The sequence below is a fragment of the Rubrivirga sp. SAORIC476 genome (assembly GCF_002283555.1).
Lineage (GTDB): Bacteria > Bacteroidota > Rhodothermia > Rhodothermales > Rubricoccaceae > Rubrivirga.
Map to the genome: position 1 here is coordinate 2,118,641 of NZ_MVOI01000003.1, position 17,382 is coordinate 2,136,022.

Genomic DNA, 17,382 nt, shown 5'->3' on the forward strand with positions numbered 1-17,382 from the left:
TCCCCCGACTCATGCCCACCCGAACGATCACGACGCTCACCGTCGACCACGTCGCCAGCAGCACGGGGCCGTGCGGGCTGGACCACGAGGTCCGCATCTCGCCCTACGTCGTCGCGGAGGAGGGGTACTGCCTCGCCGTCCGCGCGCTCGACGCCAAGGACGTCTACAACCAGCTCGAGGGCGCCGACGGCGTGTTCCGGACCATCGAAAAAGGGCAGACGCTGGTCGGCGCGCTCGGCGAGCGGCAGGCGCTGAAGGGGTATTCGGGGCGGATCCCGCGGCACGTGTCGGTGGGCGATGAGCTCCACATCCAGAACATGGGTGGCATCCTGGGCAAGGTGGCTGCGCCGCACCCCGACCTGGGGCCTGCGCTCCGCGTCGAGGTGCTGGGCGCCGTGCTGACGGGCGAGCCGCCGCGCCACGCGCGCATCCAGGACACCGCCATCGAGCCGGTCGAGACGCTGGCCACGAGCGCGCCCCTCGTGATGGTGTCCGGCACGGCCATGAACACCGGCAAGACGTTCGCCGCCGCCGCCCTGGTCGGCGGGCTGACGGCGCGCGGGCTCCGGGTGGCCGCGGCCAAGCTGACCGGCGCGGCGCTCCAGCGCGACGTGCGGGCGATGGTGGCGCAGGGCGCGATCGCGTCGGCCAGCTTCATCGAGGCCGGCGCGGTCGCGACGACGGGCCGCGACATGGTGCCGGTCGCCAAGGGCATCATCGCCCACCTCAACCGCGCCGCCGAGGCGCAGGGGGCCCCGGCCGACGTGCTGGTGCTGGAACTGGGCGACGGCGTGATCGGCCCGTACGGCGTCGACCAGATCCTGGAGGACATGGAGCTGCAGCGGCTGACGGCCGTCCACGTGCTCGCGGCGACGGACCTCGCGGGGGCGTGGGCGTGCGACCAGCTGTTCCGAAATCGGTACCGCGCGGAGATCGGCGTCGTCGTCGGCCCGGCGACCGACACGGACGTGGGCAAGCGCTACCTCCAGACCTCGCTCGGCATCCCCGCACTCAACGCCCGCTCCGAGCCCGACGCGCTCGTCTCGCTCGTCGCCGAGGACGTGCTGGAGCGCAAGGCGTGGCACGAGGCCCCGAGCCCGCTCCCGACGTTCAACGGTCCCCGCCGGCCCCTCACCCCGAGCTCATGACCTCCCCGACCGCTCCGCTCCGCGCAGCCGTCTTGCACGGCGCCGGCTACGCCGGTGGCGAGCTGCTGGCGCTGCTGCTGGCCCACCCGCTCGTCGACCCCGTCGTCGTCACCAGCCGCAGCCAGGCCGGGCAGCCGGTCTGGACGACGCACCCGCGCCTGCGCGGCCAGTCCGACCTCGTCTACTCGGATCCCGCCGACCTCGACGCCGAGGCGGCCGATGTCGCGTTCATCTGTGCCGAGCACGGCCAGGGTGCCGCGGCGGTCCAGTCGCTCCGCGGGTCGGGCTTCGAGGGCCTGATCGTCGACCTGTCGGCCGACCACCGGCTGGACTCGCTGGCGACCTACGAGGCGGTCTACGGCCTGGAGCACCCGGACCCGGACGCCATGCGGGCGGCGGTCTACGGGTTGGCCGAGGTCAACGGCGACGCCGTGGCGGGGGCGACGCTGGTCGCCAACCCGGGCTGCTTCGCGACGGGCCAGAGCCTGGCGCTCTACCCGCTCGTCGGCCTGCTGGGCGAGGTCGAGGCGCACGTGACCGCGCTGACCGGCGCGTCGGGCTCGGGCGCCCGTCCGTCGGCGACGACCCACTACCCGCGCCGCGACGGCAACGTGCGCGCCTACAAGCCGCTGGCGCACCGCCACCTCGCCGAGGTGCAGGAGGTGCTGGGCGACGGCGCGACGGTCCACTTCGTCCCCGTCTCCGGCCCGTTCACGCGCGGCATCTGGGGAACGGCGCACGTCGCCCTGCCCGAGGGCATCAGCCTCGATGAGGTGACCGAGGCGTTCGAGGCCGCGTATGGTGGGCGCCCGCTCGTCCGCTTGTCGCCCGGCGTGCTGCCCGAGCTGCTGCCGACGGTCGGGACGCCGTTCTGCGACCTCGGCTGGGTGGTTCGCGACGGGCACCTGGTGGTCGGCTTCGCGCTGGACAACCTGATGAAGGGCGCGGCCTCGCAGGCCGTCCAGAACCTGAACCTCGCCCTGGGCTGGCCCGAGGCGCTGGGCCTGCTCCCCGGCGTGGCGGTGCCGTCCCTGTCCGACTCCGGCCTCGTGTCGTCCTGAGCGTCCGCATCGAGATCCTTCGCTCTGCTCAGGATGACGAGCCGCGCCCGTGCTCGGCCCTCGCGCCACTCGCAACCCACTCGATTCCCTCTCACCCCATGACAGAGACCCTGCTCGACCCGATGGCGCTCGAAGACGCCGTCACGCTGCCGACCTACAGCAAGCCGCCCGTCGCGCTCGTCCGCGGCGAGGGGACGCACGTGTGGGACACCGAGGGGCGCGAGTACCTCGACTTCTACGGCGGTCACTGCGTCGCCCTGCTGGGGCACTGCCCGCCGCGCGTGGTCGAGGCCATCCGCGAGCAGGCGGGCGAACTGCTGTTCTACTCGAACGCCGTCTACAGCCCCGTCCGCGCCGAGGCTGCGCAGGCGCTCGTAGACCTGGCGCCGGACACGCTGAACCGCGTTTTCTGGTGCAACTCGGGGACGGAGGCCAACGAGGCGGCGCTCAAGCTGGCCCGCGCCGTCACCGGGCGGAGCCGCGTCGTGGCCTTCTCGGACGGCTTCCACGGGCGGACGCTGGGCGCGCTCGCGGCCACGCACGGCGACAAGTACCACGCGCCCTACCGCGCCGTCCTCCCCGAGACGACCTGGGTGCCGTTCGGCGACGCCGAGGCGGTCGAGGCGGCGCTCGGCAGCGAGGACGTGGCCGCGCTCATCCTGGAGCCGATGCAGTCGATGGCGGGCATCACCGAGGCGCGGCCGGACTTCTACCGCGCGATCCGCGAGATCTGCGACCGGACCGGCACCGTCTTGATCTTCGACGAGGTCCAGACGGGCGTCGGGCGGACGGGCACGTTCCTCTACGGCGAGCACGTCGGCGTGACGCCGGACCTGGTGACGCTGGCGAAGAGCCTGGGCGCGGGCGTCCCGGTCGGCGCCGTCCTCGTGAGCGACGCCATCGCGGCGACCGTCAAGGCGGGCGACCAGGGGACGACGTTCGGCGGCGGGATGCTGGCCATGGCGGCCGTCCACGCCACGCTTCGCCAACTCGCCGACGAGAACCTGATGGCGCGCTCGCTGGAGCTGTTCGACCGGATCGCGGACGGCCTGCGCGCGGTCGACGGCGTCGTCGAGGTGCGCGGGCGCGGCTGCCTGATCGGCGTCCAGCTCGACCGTGAGGCGCGGCCGGTCGTCGGCGCGTTGCGCGAGGCGGGCGTCATCGTCGGCACTTCGGGCCAGGCCCAGACGCTCCGCCTGATGCCGCCGCTCACGACCACGGATGCCGACGTGGACGACTTCCTCCAGCGCATCGCGACCGTCCTCCGTCCATGATGTGTCGCGTGTGTCGTGCTGCGTGCCGCGTGCGGCGCCCGGCGCGGGACATGCACCACGCACCACGCCCCCCATGAACCACCTCACCTCCTGGACCGACCTCGACGACGCCACGTGGCGGGCCTGCCTCGACCGGGCGCTCTGGCACCGTCAGAACCGCGCGTGGAGCCAGTCGGCCGCGGCGAAGGCGCTCGGGCTCGTCTTCTTCAACCCGTCCCTGCGGACGCGCGCGTCGATGGACCTGGCCGCCGCCCACCTCGGCGCGCACGCGGTCACCCTCACCCCGGGTAACGGGACGTGGGGCCTCGAAACGCGCGACGGCGTGACGATGGACGGCCTCGCCGCCGAGCACGTCAAGGAGGCGTTCGGCGTGCTGAGCCGCTACGTCGACGCTCTGGGCGTCCGCACCTTCGCGACGCTCACGGACCCCGAGGCCGACGCTGAGGACCGCGCCTTCCGCGCCGTCGTGGACGCGTCGACGGTGCCGGTCGTCAACCTGGAGTCGGCGCGGTGGCACCCGTGCCAGGAACTGGGCGACGCCGCGACCATCACGGACCACCTGGGCGGCGACGTGCGGGGCAAGAAGCTGGTGCTCCACTGGGCGCCGCACCCGAAGCCGCTGCCGCGCGCCGTCCCCAACTCGGCGCTGCTGATGGCCGCGCGGCTGGGCATGGAGGTGATCGTCGCCCGCCCCGACGGCTTCGGCCTGGACGCCGACGTGCTCGACCTCGCCCGCGACGCCGCGCGGCGGTCCGGCGGGTCGGTTACCGAATCGAGCGACCGGGTCGGCGCGCTCTCCGGCGCCAGCGTGGTCTACGCGAAGGCCTGGGCCGGCAGCGGGGTCTACGGCTCGCCCGACCACGAGGCCCAACAGCGCGCCTCCCACGCCGACACCTGGCGCCTCTCGTCGGACGACTTGGTCCAGACCGACCGCGCCGCCTTCATGCACTGCCTGCCCGTCCGCCGTGGCGTGGTCGTGGACGGCGACGTGCTCGACGGCGACCGCGCGATCCACCTTCTCCAGGCCGAGTACCGGCTCCACGCCCAGAAGGCGATTCTGGAGTGGGTCTGGGGATTGGGTGCCGAGGGGTAGAGAGATGCAGAACGAGTCCATTCCTCAGGCCCCCGCCCCGGTCGTCGTCAAGCTGGGCGGGGCGATTCTCGCCGATGCCGAGGCGACAGCGGCGGTCTGGGCGGGCGTCGCCGTGATGGCGGAGCCGGTGGTCGTGGTCCACGGCGGTGGGCCGCAGGCGACGGCGCTGGCGCGGCGCCTGGGCCACGAGCCGACGATCGTCGTCGGGCGCCGGGTCACGGGCGACCTCGACCTGGAGGTGGCGCTCTACACGCTGCGCGGCGCGCTCAACGCGCGGCTGGTCGGCGCGGCGCGGGCGGCGGGCCTCCGCGCCGTCGGCGTGAGCGGGGCGGACGGGGCGCTGGTGACGGTCGCGAAGCGTCCGCCCATCCACGTCGATGGGCAGCGAGTCGACTTCGGCCACGTCGGCGACGTCCAGTCGGTCGACCCGACGCTCGTGCAGACGCTGCTCGGCGCGGGCTTCGTGCCGGTCGTCTCCACCGTCTGCGCCGACGCCGCGGGCGCGCTCTACAACGTCAACGCGGACACCGTCGCGGCCGACCTGGCGGCGGCGCTCGGCGCGCCGCGTCTCGACCTCGTCACCGAGGCCGGGGGCGTTCGCCGCGACGCCGCCGACCCGTCCAGCCATCTCCCCCGGTTGACCGAGGCCGAGGTGGCCGCGGGCGTCGCCGAGGGCTGGATCGCGGGCGGCATGCGGCCCAAGCTGGAGACGGCGCTGGCGGCGCTCCGCCGCGGCGTCCCGTCCGTCCGCGTCTGTGCCCCCGCCGACCTCGGCGGCGACGGCGGCACGGTCGTCACCGCGTGACCGCCTCGCATCCTCTTCCTCTCGCATCCCGCTCCGTGTCCGTCCTCTCCCTCCACGCCGACCTCGTCCGCATCCCGTCGCTGAGCTTCCAGGAGAAGCCCGCCGCCGACCACGTCGAGGCGTTCCTGCGCGGCGTCGACGGGCTGGAGGTCGGGCGGCTGGACGAGAACGTCTGGGCCAGCCTCGGGGACGGCACGGACGACGTGCTGCTGCTCTGCTCGCACCTCGACGTGGTGCCGCCGAGCGAGGGCCACCCGTACCCGCCGTTCTCGCCCACGACCGTCGACGGCGCCGTCTACGGGCGGGGCGCGGTCGACGCCAAGGCCAGCGGCGCAGCTATGCTGACGGCCCTCGCCGACCTCGCGGCGTCCGGCTGGCGGCCCCCGGCGGGCGGGCGGCTCGTCGTCGCGCTGACGGAGTGCGAGGAGACCGGCGCCGAGAACAACGGCATGGAGAAGATGCGCGACCGCGTCTTCGGCGACGCGCTGCCCGAGCCGACGGCGGCGCTCGTCGGGGAGCCGACCGAGCTGCGGCCGTGCCTCGCGCAGAAGGGCCTGCTGATCTTGAACGTGACCGCCCAGGGCGAGACGGCGCACGCCGCCCGCGCCCACCTCGGGAAGAACGCCCTCACCGTCGCCGCCCGCGACCTGCTCGCCATCGACGCGATGACGTTCGAGAAGAGCGACCCGCTGCTCGGCACGCCGACGATTACGGCGACCATGATCGAGGGCGGGACGGCCAAGAACGTTGTCCCGGACCGGTGCCGGATCACGCTCGACATCCGCTCGACGCCCGCGACTACGCACCCCGAACTGACGGCACTCGTGCGCGAGGCGCTGGAGAGCCGCGTCGAGGTCCACTCCGAGCGCATCATCCCCTGTTCCACCGACCCCGACAGCCGGGTCGCGCAGGCCGCTGTCGCCGCCGTGTCCAGCCTGGGGCTGGACGCCGAGCCCTTCGGCAGCCCCACCGCGTCGGACTGGATCTTCGTCGCCGACGTGCCGACGGTCAAGATCGGCCCCGGTCGCAGCGAGCTCTCCCACACCCCCGACGAGCACGTCGAGATCGCCCAACTCGAAGCGGCGGTGGACGTGTACAGCGAGATCGCTCGGTCCTACTTCGCCACATAGCCTGTTTCGCGTTGAGTGCGGCGCCCCTTCAGGGTGCGTGATCCGCACGCGACACGGCGCCCGGCACGCACTACCCAACCCCCCATGGCCTCCCACGACTCGACTCCCCAGGCCCAAACCCCGATCTGGCACAAGGGCACCGCCGCCGAGGACTGGGTGACGCGCTTCACCGTCGGCGAGGACTGGCGGTGGGACACGATCCTGCTGCCGTACGACCTGGAGGGGACGCGCGCGCACGCCTGGGCGCTCGGCCAGGTCGGCGTGCTGACCGAGGCCGAGGTGGGCGAGGTGGGGGAGGCGCTCGACGCGATCCGGCGCGAATGGGAGGAGGGCGCCGTCACGGTCCGCCCCGAGGACGAGGACATGCACACCGTCATCGAGCGCGAGCTGACGGTTCGCTTGGGCGACGCGGGCAAGAAGATCCACGCCGGGCGCAGCCGCAACGACCAGGTGCTGACGGCGCTCCGCCTGTGGCTCCGCGACGCGCTCACCGGCATCGCCGACGGGGCCGCCGAGGTGGGCGCGGCGCTCGTCGGCCACGCCGAGACGGGGCAGGCGCTCCTGATGCCGGGCTACACGCACGGCCAGCGCGCCATGCCGACGACCGTCGCCGTCTGGGCCGCGGGCTACGTCGACCTGCTGGCGGACGATCTCGCCACGCTCGCAGCGGCCCGGCGGTCGGCCAACACGTCGCCGTGGGGGAGCGCGGCGGGCTACGGCGTGCCGGTCCTGGATCTGCCGCGCGACGCGGTCGCCGAGCGCCTCGGCTTCGAGCGGACGCAGGCCATCGCGGCGGTGCAGCTCTCGCGCGGCAAGCTGGAGGGCGCCGTCGTCCACGCGCTCGTCCAACTCGGCCTCACGCTGAACCGGCTCGCGAGCGACTTGGCGCTGTTCGCGACCTCGGAGTATGGGTTCGTGACGCTGCCCGTCGAGCACACGACGGGCTCGTCGATCATGCCCCAGAAGCGCAACCCCGACGTGCTGGAACTGGCCCGCGCCACGGCCCACCGGCTGACGGCCGAACTGCACGTCCTGCTGACGTTGCCGGCCAACCTGCCCGGCGGCTACCACCGCGATTTGCAACTGACCAAGGAGGCGACGATGCGCGCCGTCCTCGCGTCGCAGGATCTCGTGACCGCCGTCGCCGCCGTGCTCCCGGGCGTCACTTGGCAGGCCGACCGGATGCGTGCGGCGCTCTCGCCCGACCTGTTCGCGACCGCGGAGGCCCTGCGTCTGGTCGCCGACGGCACGCCCTTCCGCGACGCCTACCGCGCCGTCGGCACCGACCTCGGCTCGCTCACCGTGCCCACCGAGGCGGACGCGCTCGCGGCCTACACGTCGGACGGGACGCCGGGGAATGTGGACGTGGAGATGCTCCGCGAACGGCTCCGAGCCGGCAGCTAGCCGCGCGCGCCGCCGGTTCTCGGCAACCGCTCCAGCTCCACCTCGGCGGTCCCGGCGCGGGTCAGGCCAATGGCGTCGGCGGCGGCGCGCGACACGTCGATCACGCGGTCGCCGTGGAACGGCCCGCGGTCGTTGACGCGCACGACGACGCTCTCGCCCGTCCGCGCGTGCGTGACGCGGACCCGGGTGCCGAGGGGAAGCGTCCGGTGCGCCGCCGTCAGGGCGGACGGGTCGAACGGCTCGCCCGAGGCGGTCGGGTTGCCCGCCAGTTCGCGGCCGTAGTAGCTCGCGCGTCCGCCCTCGATGGGCGTGCCCGTCTCGGACACGTCGCCGGTCAGGTGGATCGGGACGGCGGGCGGGGTCGGAGGCGCAGGGGGCGGGAGCAACGTCGCGGGCGGGGCAGGCGCCGCCACGAGGGCGACCGTCCGCACCGGAGCGTCCGATGTGGGCGCCGACGTACAGGCGGAGCCGCCCACGGCCAGGAGCGCGACACTCGTCACGACGGCCGCGCGCCGCTTTGCCGCCGAGAGGCGGGAGCGCAGACCGCGCACGCGCCCCGACCGTCGGGGGCGAACGCTGGCGAGAGCGGGGGCAGTCGGTGTGTTCATGGCGTTCGGGCTCTGTCTGCCCCGAAAGGCGCCAGAACCGTTCCGTGCCCGGAAAGGATACGCCGATTCATCCGAGACTCACCTCCACACGGCGTTCTCCGCCGATCTGGCGCGTTTGCGTGCCGGTCTGTCGGGCCTGAACGCACCGAGCCCGCGCCAGGACGGCACGGGCTCGGCAGGAGAGGGGAAGGCCTCGAGAGGCTAGATCGCCGGCGCAGCCTCGATCTGGGGCGCCTCCTCGATGCCGTAGGCCGAGTCGCCGGAGGGGACGTCGGTAGCGGTCATGAGCTGGAACTCTGGGTAGGCCACCGTGCCGTGCTCGTGCACGTCGAGGCCGGCCGACTCGCCCTCGCCGGAGATCCGGAGGCCCATCGTCAGGTCGAGCGCCTTGAAGAGCGCGTACGAGACCGGGAAGGTCCACAGGAACGCCGCGCCGACGCCGATGGCCTGGATGCCGAGCTGGCTCAGCGAGAACCCGTCGGCCGCGAACAGTGCCACGGCGAGCGTGCCCCAGGCGCCGCAGACGCCGTGGACCGCGACCGCGCCGACCGGGTCGTCGATGTACTTCTCCAGCCACAGCGTCGCGAAGACGACGATGATGCCCGCGAGCAGGCCGATCGCCAGCGCCCCGATGGGGAGGACGGCGTCGCATCCGGCCGTGATGCCCACCAGCCCGGCCAGCACGCCGTTGAGCGTCATCGTGACGCTCGGGATGCCGTCACGGAACCAGGTCAGGGCCATCGCGCCGAGCGCGCCCGCGCCGGCCGCCAGGAACGTGTTGGCCGCGATGATGGCGATGCCCGGTCCGCCCGCCGTCGTCGAGCCAGCGTTGAAGCCGAACCAGCCGAACCACAGGATGAACACGCCCAGCGCTGCCAGCGGGATGCTGTGGCCCGGAATGTCGACCGGCTTGCCGTCGATGAACTTGCCCACGCGGGGGCCGACCACCAACGTGCCCGCCAGCGCCGCCCACGCGCCCACCGAGTGGACGACCGTCGAGCCGGCGAAGTCGAGGAAGCCCAGCCCTTCCAGCCAGCCTCCGCCGTTGAACAACCCGCCCCACGCCCATGACCCGAACACGGGGTAGATCACAGCGACGATCACGACGGAGAATACGAGGTAGGCCTTGAAGTTGACCCGCTCGGCGACGGCACCGGAGACGATGGTCGCGGCGGTGGCCGCGAAGACGGCCTGGAAGAAGAAGAAGACGTAGGTCCACTCCGGCGTCTGGCCCTCGACGCCGAGCAGCGCGAACCCGTCCGTGCCGACCCAACCGCCGGCGCTCGTGCCGAACATCAGCCCGAAGCCGACCAGGAAGAACACGACCACCCCGGCGGAGGCGTCCATGACGTTCTTCATAATGATGTTGGCCGCGTTCTTGGCACGCGTCAGGCCCGTCTCGAGCAGGGCGAACCCGGCCTGCATCAGGAAGACGAGCGCGCCCGCGACCACGACCCAGACGAAGTCGAGGTTGGTCTGCACGTCGGCGGCCGTGGCGTCCTGGGCCGCGGCCAGGGCTGGGGCGAGGAGAAGGAGGGGGAGGAGCTTCCTCATGGATCTAGGCGAAGCGGGGGATGGGGCTCAGGAACCGAGAGGCTATCTCCTCTTTGTCGGCTGCGTCAAGGCTCGCGAGCTTCGCGACCTGATATTTTTAGATGGTAGCGCTTTTCTCTTGCTCAGAGTTCGGGACGGGAGCGCTTCCGCCTCTGCGTCGCTGTGTCATTCTGGTGTCACTGGCGTGTGTGACCTTGGGCGCGTACCTGCCGCTGACTCCCATGAAGGCCTCCGACCTGCCCCGCCTCGCCGCTCCCTTCCCCCCCTCCGATGTCGAGTGGAAGCCTGGAGCCACCACCCGTGACAAGACCAAGGGCCTCGCGATGGCCTACCTCAGCAGCCGCGTGGTCCAGCAGCGGTTCGACGAGGTCTGCGGTCCGGCCGACTGGCGCAACGAGTTCACAGAGGGCCCCGGTGGGGGCGTTCTCTGTGGCATCTCGGTCCGCGTCGAGCGCGAGCGTCCCGACGGCGTGACCGAGGCGGAGTGGGTCACGAAGTGGGACGGGGCCGACAACTCCCAGGTAGAGGCCGTCAAGGGCGGGCTCTCGGGAGCGATGAAGCGCGCCGCCGTGCAGTGGGGCGTCGGGCGCTACCTCTATGACCTTCCGGCGACGTGGGTGCGTCTCGACGACCGCGGCCGCTTCGCAGAGGAGCCGCGCATCCCCCGTCAGTATCTCCCCGGGAACGACGGGGCAGGGGCCCCGGCGGCCCGCACGCCGGCGCCTTCCCAGGAGCGCCACAGCGAGGGACGCGCGAAGAGCCCCCGCCCGACGCCCCGAAGCGGCCAGCGGCGGATCGTCCGGCCTGCGGCCTCCGGGGACGGCGACACGCGCGCGGCCGATCTCGGGGCCTGAGGCGGTTCGTCGAGGCCGTTCCCCGGCCGGGCGCTTCAACGGCTGAGGAGGAGGCTACATCAGATGCCTAGGCGCCTCCCTGATTCCCGGGCGACCCCTTGCGTTGGAGGGTCTTGCACACGTACTTAGAGCGAGACCTGCCCCGACGCCCATGACCCCTGCTGCGATTCGAGGAGCGCTGGTCGCTCTCGCGCTGGGCCTGGGACCGATGGCCTCCGCGCAGGGCACCTTCCAGTCGCTCGACCCGTCGTACGGCGGCGAGACGGCGCGGCGCGGCTTCTACGGGGGGTTCGCGGTCTCGGGCGAGGCTGCTTATCGCGACGCCGACCTGCTCGACCGCATCGAGACGGGCGCTCCGGCACCCAGCGACCTCTCGCTCGCCGCCCGCCTCGACTACGCACTGCTCCCCCAGGTGGATCTCGCGCTCGTGGCCGACCTCACCGGCGCCGCCCAGAACGGTCGCATGGGTCTCAGCTGGGTGGTCGTGAAGCCCTACTGGAACAACGAGGGTACCGACTACGCCATCCGAGTGGCCGTGGACCCGGTCAGTGAGGGCGGCCTCGGGTTCCGCCAGACCGACGTGGCGTTCCTCTCCACGACGGCGCTCTCGCCGACCGTGACCAGCGACCTGTCCATCGGCATCCGGCGCCTGCGGACGGGCTACAGCGACCCCGCTCCGGCGGAGCTAGAGATCGGAACCGACGGCGAGCCTGTCGTCCCGGACAGCCGTCTCAACGTGGGCACCACCGGCCTCGTCCGCTCGCGCATCGTCGGGCAGTCGGTGCGTGGGTCGTGGGGCTACAACGTCCTGTTCGACCCGGCCGGGAGTCGGCTGGCGTTCGGCCTCGTCGCCGAGGCGGCCGATTACTCGATCCTCCAGGCGCAGGGGACCGACTCCTTCTCCGGCGATGCCGAGGGGCCTGCCGAGGAAAGACCGTCCGACCGCGTCCGCAGCGCCGTCGGGTGGGCGCGTGTGGGCATGGAATTCAGCCGCCCCTACTACCAGCTGGCGCCATTCGTGAGCCTGCCCCTGTTCACCCTGGCCGACGTGCAGGGGGATCCGGTGCGTCACGGCCCGCGCGTCGAGAAGCTGCGCGTCGGGTTGCGGATCACGCTCCGGTAGACGTGGACGGGACGCTGGACGTCCGGTGAGGTGCGGGACGGGAGGGAGCCAGTGGGGCTGCTCGTACACTGGGCTCCTCCATCACTCGCCCTCTCCTCGTGCGCCTCGGCATCGTCTCGGACACCCACGGTTTCTACCACCCCGAACTGGACGACGTGTTCGCGGACGTGGACGTGATCCTGCACGCGGGCGACGTGGGGCCAGTCGAGGTCGTGGAGCGGCTGGAGAAGCTGGCGCCGGTCGTCGGCGTGTATGGCAACGTCGACGGGCCTCCGGTGCGCGGACGGTTCAAGGAGCACGTCAAGATCCGAATCGGCGGCGTGCGCCTGTGGATGACGCACATCGGCGGGCACCCGGCGCGCTGGGCGAAGGGCATCGGCCCCGCTCTCCGCGCCGACCCGCCGGATCTCTTCGTCTGCGGGCACAGCCACATCCTCCGGATCGAGCGTGTGCCGTCGCTCCGCCGGATGCTGTACATCAACCCCGGCGCCGCCGGTCGGCAGGGGTTCCACCAGGTCAAGACGTGCGTGCGACTGACCGTGGAGGAGGGGAAGATGAGCCAGGCTGAGGTGATCCACCTAGAGAAGGAGGGACCGCAGGCGGGATGAGAGGGGAAAGGGGGGGCACCGGGACCAACTCTGAAAACGTCCTCTCCTCTCGTTCCTAGCTTCGTCGCATGGCCGCTCCCGCCCCGCTCGGATCCGTCGACGACCCGTCCGACGCCGCGCTCACTCTCGCCGACCCGCTTGGCGCGCTCGTGCTCGCGCTGATGAGCCGCCTCCTGGCGTCGCGCGCGGTCGGCGCTGTGGCCGAGGGCGACGGGCTCCGGGTCGAGGTCGTCAAGGGCCGCCTCGGCGTGTCTGCGGGCGACCGGCTGGCGATGGGGGAGGGCGACCTGCCCGAGGCGCTCGCCGAGGCGGGGCTGACGCTCGGCCTCCCGCTCCGCCACGGCCCCGAGGTGGTCGGCTGGGTCGCGCTCGGGCCCAAGCTGACCGGCCAGCCGTACTCCCGCGCCGAGATCGGGTTGGCGCGGTCGCTGGCGGGGGCGACCGCCGCCTCGCTGGCCGCCCGCGCCTCGGCGCGCGACCTCGCCGCGGCGCACCGCGCCCTGGCCGCCCGCGCCCACGCCCTCCGGACGCTGTTCGAACTCGCACAGGCGTTCGGCCGGGCGCTCGACCGCGAGGCCATCGTCAGCCGCCTCGCCTACGCGCTCATGGGGCAGCTCATGATCCGTCGCGTCGCCGTCGCTCTCTGCGAGTCTGCCGATGGCCCGATGGACCTCGTCCTCGCCCGCGGCGCCGAGGCGGTTGAGGTGCCCCTGGCCCTCTGTACCCTCACGGCGCCCGTCCCCCTGGACGATGCCGCGCTGCGCGCCGAGGGCTGGCGGTGGGTGGTCCCGCTCCGCGCGGGGGACGTGACGCGCGGCGCCGTTCTGCTCGGCCCCCCCGCCTTCGCCGAGGACGACTGGACGCCCGATGCCGACACGACGGACTTCACGGCCGCGCTGGCCGCACTCGCCGTCGGCGCGCTGGAGACGGCTGATCGGGTCGAGGAGCGGGTCGACCGCGAGCGGCTGCGGGAGGAAGTCCGTCTGGCGCGCGAGGTCCAGGCGCGGCTGCTGCCGGCGACGCTCCCCGCGCTCCCAGGCCTCGACGTAGCCGCGCGCTGGCGGCCCAGCCGGGATGTCTCGGGCGACACGTACCACGCCGCCGACCTCGGCGGGCGTCTGCTCGTGGCCGTCGCCGATGTCGTCGGCAAGGGCATCGGGGCGTCGCTGCTGATGGCGACGCTCCAGGCGGGCTTCCGGATGGTCGAGCCCGACCTGCTCGACGCCGAGGACTTGGGCGCGGCGCTGGAGGCCGCCACGGCGCGCCTCGACCGCCTCGTCCACGCGAGCACCGAGGCGCACCAGTTCGTGACGCTGGCGTGGGCCGTCATCGAGCCCGAAACCGGAGCGGTGTGGTCGGTCGTCGCCGGGCACCCGCCGCCGCGGCTGCTCCGGGCCGACGGCGTCGTGGAGCCGCTGCCGCCGGGCGGCCCGCTGCTGGGTGTGCTGCCGGGCGCCACGTTCACCGCCTCTCGCACGGTTCTCGCCACCGGCGACGCGCTCGTCTTCTACACCGACGGCGCCACCGAGGCGCAGGACGCCGACGGAACCGAACTCGACACCGACGGCCTCGACCGCATCCTCGCAGCCGGTCCCCGCGATGCCGCCGCGCTCGTCGAAAGCGTCGTCCTCGCCGTCGACGCCTGGGCGGAGGGGGGCGACATGGAGGCCGACGACCTGACCATCGTCGCGGTGTGTCGCGCGCCGGGAGGAGGGCCGGAGATGGGGTGAGGGTGTCCGCCGCGAGCCCCTCCGTCGCGCGTTCCGTTCACTCCGCCCGGAACGGTGCGGCGGGCAGGCCCTCGGCGTTCACCAGCGTCGCCGCGACCGGGTTGTCGGCCCACGCGTAGCGGACCGCTACGGGGATGGGTACCGACGGGCTCGATACGACCACCCGATGCCCTACGATGCGCGCCTCGGCGTCGTGCCACGCGCCGTCGGCGCCGCGGAGGGCGAAGCCGCCCAGCGGACCGCCGCCGCGGGTCCCCAGCCCGTCGCCGACGTGGCCGAACGTGACTGTCACCTCGCCGCCGCCGACGGTGTGGCGGCGGTAGCGCGGTCCGGAGACGACGAGCCCGCCTTCGCCGTAGACCATCGCGCGGGCCGCTCGCGACAGCCGCTCGCCGACGGAGCGTTTGTCGCGCGGGTGGATGTCGTCCGATTCGCCTACGTCGAGCAGCACCGCCTCGGCGGTGCGGTCGAGGGCCAGCGCCGCGCTCTGGCTCTCGCGGAGCGTCGGCCAGAGGCCCGTGTCGTCGGGGCCGGTGGGCGGCGCGTGGAAGGACGCGAGCTGGGCCCAGAAGAACGGGAGGTCGGGCTGGTTCCAGGCCTCGCGCCAGCCCTGGATCAGGGCGCGGAACTGGGCGCCGTACGCCGCGGCATCCTCCGGCGTGTTGGCGTTCGACTCGCCCTGGTACCACAGCACCCCCGCGACGGGCTGCGCGGTGAGAGGCGCGACCATCTGGTTCCAGAGTTCCATCGGCACCTGGTTCTTCTGCGCGTCGGCGTCCAGGCGGACCACGGCGGGCCTGAAGTGCCAGCCCGCGCCTGCGAGCGACCGGCGACCTCCGCCCGGCCACTCCAGGTAGACGAGGTCCGCGTCGCCTGCGATTCCGCCCCCGCCGCCGGTGTCGGTCACGCGGATCGTCAGGGTGTTGGCGCCCACCCGCAGCGCCTCGGCCGGGACCGGGTAGCGGCGGACCTGATTCCAGGCGTCGGTCATCCCTCCGACCGCGACGCCGTTGACCCACGTCTCGTCCGAGTCATCGATCATGCCGAGGCCGAGGGTCAGCCCTTCGGCGGCCTCGGCGGCGGAGAGTGTGAACGAGGTCCGGATCCAGGCGACGCCGTCTAATCCGTCGTAGCCCTGGGCCTCCCACAGCCCTGGTACCTGCAGGCGCACCCAGTCGGACGTGTCGAGGTCGGGGGCGGCCCAGTGGGGGCCGTCGTCCCCGAGCCCGGCGTCCTCGGTAGGCAGGTCGCCGCCGAGGAGGCCGCGCAGGCGGGCGGCGAGCGCATTGACGCGGGCGGCCTCCTGGTCGCGGAGGGCGTCCACCTCGGCAGTGGAGAGGCCCAGCATGTCGGCGCTCATCCACGGTTCGATGCGGCTGCCGCCCCACGACGTGTGGAGCAGCCCGATGGGCACGTCGTGGTGGGCGCGGATGTCGCGCGCGAAGAAGGTCCCGACTGCCGAGAACCCGCCGATGGTTTCGGGCGAGGCCACCGCCCACGATCCGCCCGCCAACTCGTCCTGCGGCATGCTGGCGAACGACTTGGGGACGAGGAAGTGACGGAGGCCGGGATCGTCTGCCGTCGCGACCACAGCCTCGGCGCCATCGGCGTTCGCCAGCGTCCATTCCATGTTGGACTGACCGGAGAGGACCCACACGTCACCGACCAGGAGGTCGGTCGCTTGGGCCCGCTCGCCGCCCGACGTGACGATGAGATCGACCGGCCCCCCGGCAGACCGGGCAGGCAGGGTCGTGCGCCAGCGTCCCTCTGCGTCGGCGGTCGCCTGCCCGGTGGCGTCCCCGAGGCGGACGGAGACGGCGGCGTCGGGGGCGGCCCACCCCCACACCGGGATCGGGTGGTGGCGCTGAAGCACGGCGCCATCGCTCAGCACGAGCGGCAGGCGAAGCTGGGCCTGGGCAGCGGACGCGAGCGTGAGGGCCACGAGAGAGAGGATGAACGTGCGCATGAGGGCGGTCGGACCCGCAGGGGAGAGGTCTCCATCCAATGTAGGCGGGGCGTCTGGCTCCCGCGCCGGACCTTGCGGCCCATGTGGATCTGGCTCTCCCTGCTCGCAGCCCTCGGCGGCGCCGGCACCAGCTTCGGCCTGAAGCGTGCGCTGGACGGCGCAGGAGCGGTCGGCGCGACGGTCGCGTACCGGCTGGTCGGGGGCGGCCTACTGCTGGCGTTCGTGGTCGGCGCGGGGCTCGGCTGGCCCATGCAGCCCGGCTACCTGGGCGCGGTGGCCCTCGCGATCCCGTTCGAGGTCATCGGCACGGTCGCGTTCACGCTGGCGCTGCGCGCTGGCGACCTCTCGCTCGTGCAGCCGCTGTTCGGGTTGCTCCCCGTGACGGTCACCCTCGGCGCCGCCGTGGCTCTCCGTGAGACGCCGACGCCGGGTGCCGTCGCGGGCATCGTGCTGGTCGCTGCGGGCGTCTACGTCCTTGCCCTGGGCGATGGCCGCGGCTGGTGGGCGCCACTGCGCGCCCTCGCCATGCACCCCGCCGGACGCTGGGCGGGCCTCTCCATCCTCGCCTGGAGCGTGACCACCGTGCTTCACAAAATCGGCATCGCCGCGTCCGGCCCGATGCCGTGGGCGGTGACGCTGGCGCTCGGCTCGGCGGTGGCGCTGGCCGTCGTCGCGCCGCTCCTGCCCCGCGCCCTGCGGACCGTCCCCGACCGACCGCCGACCCGGCGCAGTTGGCTCTGGTGGGCCGGGCTCGCAGGTCTTCTGTACGCCGTCCAGCAAGTCGGCCTCCAGTTTGCCCTGGCGATTGCCCCGGCGGGCTACGTGATCGCACTCGCGTCGACGAGTCTCCTGCTGTCGGTGGTGATCGGCCTGGTCTGGCTCGGCGAGCGCGAAGCCGGACGGGCCCGGCTGACGGGCGCAGCGCTGGTCACCCTCGGCGCGGCGCTGGTCGGCCTCTACGGGTGACCCGGCTCGGGGACTTGCGGAGCCATGCGGACGCGGGTAGGATGCCGGCCTCACTCTT

15 protein-coding genes are annotated in these 17,382 nt (G+C 73.1%); 12 read left to right on the top strand and 3 right to left on the bottom strand.

The genetic code is table 11. The features are described from left to right. Positions 1–11 precede the first annotated feature (11 nt). From B1759_RS10695 to argH, 7 genes are all read left to right on the top strand, one after another. Complete coding sequence (locus B1759_RS10695) at positions 12–1,148, top strand: hypothetical protein (RefSeq protein WP_095514994.1); 1,137 nt, start codon at positions 12–14, stop codon at positions 1,146–1,148. After that, a complete protein-coding gene (argC, locus tag B1759_RS10700; protein ID WP_095514995.1) occupies positions 1,145–2,209 on the top strand; it encodes an N-acetyl-gamma-glutamyl-phosphate reductase in 1,065 nt (354 codons plus the stop codon). The genes B1759_RS10695 and argC overlap by 4 nt, the downstream gene beginning before the upstream one ends. 98 nt (positions 2,210–2,307) lie before the next feature. Further along, positions 2,308–3,483 (top strand): aspartate aminotransferase family protein, encoded by a 1,176-nt coding sequence (locus B1759_RS10705; RefSeq protein ID WP_095514996.1) that lies wholly within the window; start codon positions 2,308–2,310, stop codon positions 3,481–3,483. A gap of 73 nt (positions 3,484–3,556) precedes the next feature. Then, positions 3,557–4,576 carry an N-acetylornithine carbamoyltransferase gene (locus B1759_RS10710; protein ID WP_095514997.1) on the top strand — a complete coding sequence of 340 codons (1,020 nt, stop codon included), beginning with the start codon at positions 3,557–3,559 and terminating at the stop codon, positions 4,574–4,576. Between the two features lie 4 nt (positions 4,577–4,580). Beyond that, the gene (gene argB / locus B1759_RS10715; RefSeq protein WP_095514998.1) at positions 4,581–5,381 is read left to right on the top strand and encodes an acetylglutamate kinase; all 801 of its coding nucleotides are present in this window, start codon (positions 4,581–4,583) and stop codon (positions 5,379–5,381) included. 35 nt (positions 5,382–5,416) lie between these two features. After that, positions 5,417–6,511, top strand: coding sequence for a M20/M25/M40 family metallo-hydrolase (locus B1759_RS10720; RefSeq protein WP_095514999.1), 1,095 nt, complete (start codon positions 5,417–5,419; stop codon positions 6,509–6,511). 84 nt (positions 6,512–6,595) lie between these two features. Next, positions 6,596–7,915 carry an argininosuccinate lyase gene (gene argH / locus B1759_RS10725; protein ID WP_095515000.1) on the top strand — a complete coding sequence of 440 codons (1,320 nt, stop codon included), beginning with the start codon at positions 6,596–6,598 and terminating at the stop codon, positions 7,913–7,915. On the opposite strand, the gene B1759_RS10730 is transcribed toward argH, so the two are convergent. After that, entirely contained in the window at positions 7,912–8,523 is a 612-nt protein-coding gene (locus B1759_RS10730) for a septal ring lytic transglycosylase RlpA family protein (RefSeq protein WP_095515001.1), read from the bottom strand. The two genes, argH and B1759_RS10730, sit on opposite strands and share 4 nt — an antisense overlap. 201 nt (positions 8,524–8,724) lie before the next feature. Then, complete coding sequence (locus B1759_RS10735; protein ID WP_095515002.1) at positions 8,725–10,077, bottom strand: ammonium transporter; 1,353 nt, start codon at positions 10,075–10,077, stop codon at positions 8,725–8,727. Positions 10,078–10,298: 221 nt separating this feature from the next. Here B1759_RS10735 and B1759_RS10740 point away from each other — a divergent pair, with 221 nt between their 5' ends. The 4 genes from B1759_RS10740 to B1759_RS10755 all read left to right on the top strand — a co-directional run bounded on the left by B1759_RS10740 (position 10,299) and on the right by B1759_RS10755 (position 14,392). After that, positions 10,299–10,931, top strand: a complete 633-nt coding sequence (locus tag B1759_RS10740; RefSeq protein WP_095515003.1) for a Rad52/Rad22 family DNA repair protein — start codon at positions 10,299–10,301, stop codon at positions 10,929–10,931. A gap of 151 nt (positions 10,932–11,082) precedes the next feature. After that, complete coding sequence (locus B1759_RS10745; RefSeq protein WP_143537342.1) at positions 11,083–12,054, top strand: hypothetical protein; 972 nt, start codon at positions 11,083–11,085, stop codon at positions 12,052–12,054. Positions 12,055–12,152: 98 nt separating this feature from the next. Further along, positions 12,153–12,662 carry a metallophosphoesterase gene (locus B1759_RS10750; protein ID WP_095515005.1) on the top strand — a complete coding sequence of 170 codons (510 nt, stop codon included), beginning with the start codon at positions 12,153–12,155 and terminating at the stop codon, positions 12,660–12,662. 68 nt (positions 12,663–12,730) lie between these two features. After that, positions 12,731–14,392 (top strand): PP2C family protein-serine/threonine phosphatase, encoded by a 1,662-nt coding sequence (locus tag B1759_RS10755; RefSeq protein ID WP_095515006.1) that lies wholly within the window; start codon positions 12,731–12,733, stop codon positions 14,390–14,392. A gap of 37 nt (positions 14,393–14,429) precedes the next feature. On the opposite strand, the gene B1759_RS10760 is transcribed toward B1759_RS10755, so the two are convergent. Next, complete coding sequence (locus B1759_RS10760; RefSeq protein ID WP_095515007.1) at positions 14,430–16,358, bottom strand: sialate O-acetylesterase; 1,929 nt, start codon at positions 16,356–16,358, stop codon at positions 14,430–14,432. 81 nt (positions 16,359–16,439) lie between these two features. Here B1759_RS10760 and B1759_RS10765 point away from each other — a divergent pair, with 81 nt between their 5' ends. Then, positions 16,440–17,324 (top strand): DMT family transporter, encoded by an 885-nt coding sequence (locus B1759_RS10765; protein WP_095515008.1) that lies wholly within the window; start codon positions 16,440–16,442, stop codon positions 17,322–17,324. Positions 17,325–17,382: the final 58 nt, after the last annotated feature.

Bases quoted from the DNA above. Each gene is read 5' to 3' on its own strand.
- B1759_RS10730 (WP_095515001.1), bottom strand. From the start codon at position 8,523: ATGAACACACCGACTGCCCCCGCTCTCGCCAGCGTTCGCCCCCGACGG.
- B1759_RS10695 (WP_095514994.1), top strand. From the start codon at position 12: ATGCCCACCCGAACGATCACGACGCTCACCGTCGACCACGTCGCCAGC.
- argB (WP_095514998.1), top strand. From the start codon at position 4,581: ATGCAGAACGAGTCCATTCCTCAGGCCCCCGCCCCGGTCGTCGTCAAG.
- B1759_RS10745 (WP_143537342.1), top strand. From the start codon at position 11,083: ATGACCCCTGCTGCGATTCGAGGAGCGCTGGTCGCTCTCGCGCTGGGC.
- B1759_RS10765 (WP_095515008.1), top strand. From the start codon at position 16,440: ATGTGGATCTGGCTCTCCCTGCTCGCAGCCCTCGGCGGCGCCGGCACC.
- B1759_RS10755 (WP_095515006.1), top strand. From the start codon at position 12,731: ATGGCCGCTCCCGCCCCGCTCGGATCCGTCGACGACCCGTCCGACGCC.
- B1759_RS10735 (WP_095515002.1), bottom strand. From the start codon at position 10,077: ATGAGGAAGCTCCTCCCCCTCCTTCTCCTCGCCCCAGCCCTGGCCGCG.
- argC (WP_095514995.1), top strand. From the start codon at position 1,145: ATGACCTCCCCGACCGCTCCGCTCCGCGCAGCCGTCTTGCACGGCGCC.
- B1759_RS10710 (WP_095514997.1), top strand. From the start codon at position 3,557: ATGAACCACCTCACCTCCTGGACCGACCTCGACGACGCCACGTGGCGG.
- argH (WP_095515000.1), top strand. From the start codon at position 6,596: ATGGCCTCCCACGACTCGACTCCCCAGGCCCAAACCCCGATCTGGCAC.
- B1759_RS10760 (WP_095515007.1), bottom strand. From the start codon at position 16,358: ATGCGCACGTTCATCCTCTCTCTCGTGGCCCTCACGCTCGCGTCCGCT.
- B1759_RS10705 (WP_095514996.1), top strand. From the start codon at position 2,308: ATGACAGAGACCCTGCTCGACCCGATGGCGCTCGAAGACGCCGTCACG.
- B1759_RS10740 (WP_095515003.1), top strand. From the start codon at position 10,299: ATGAAGGCCTCCGACCTGCCCCGCCTCGCCGCTCCCTTCCCCCCCTCC.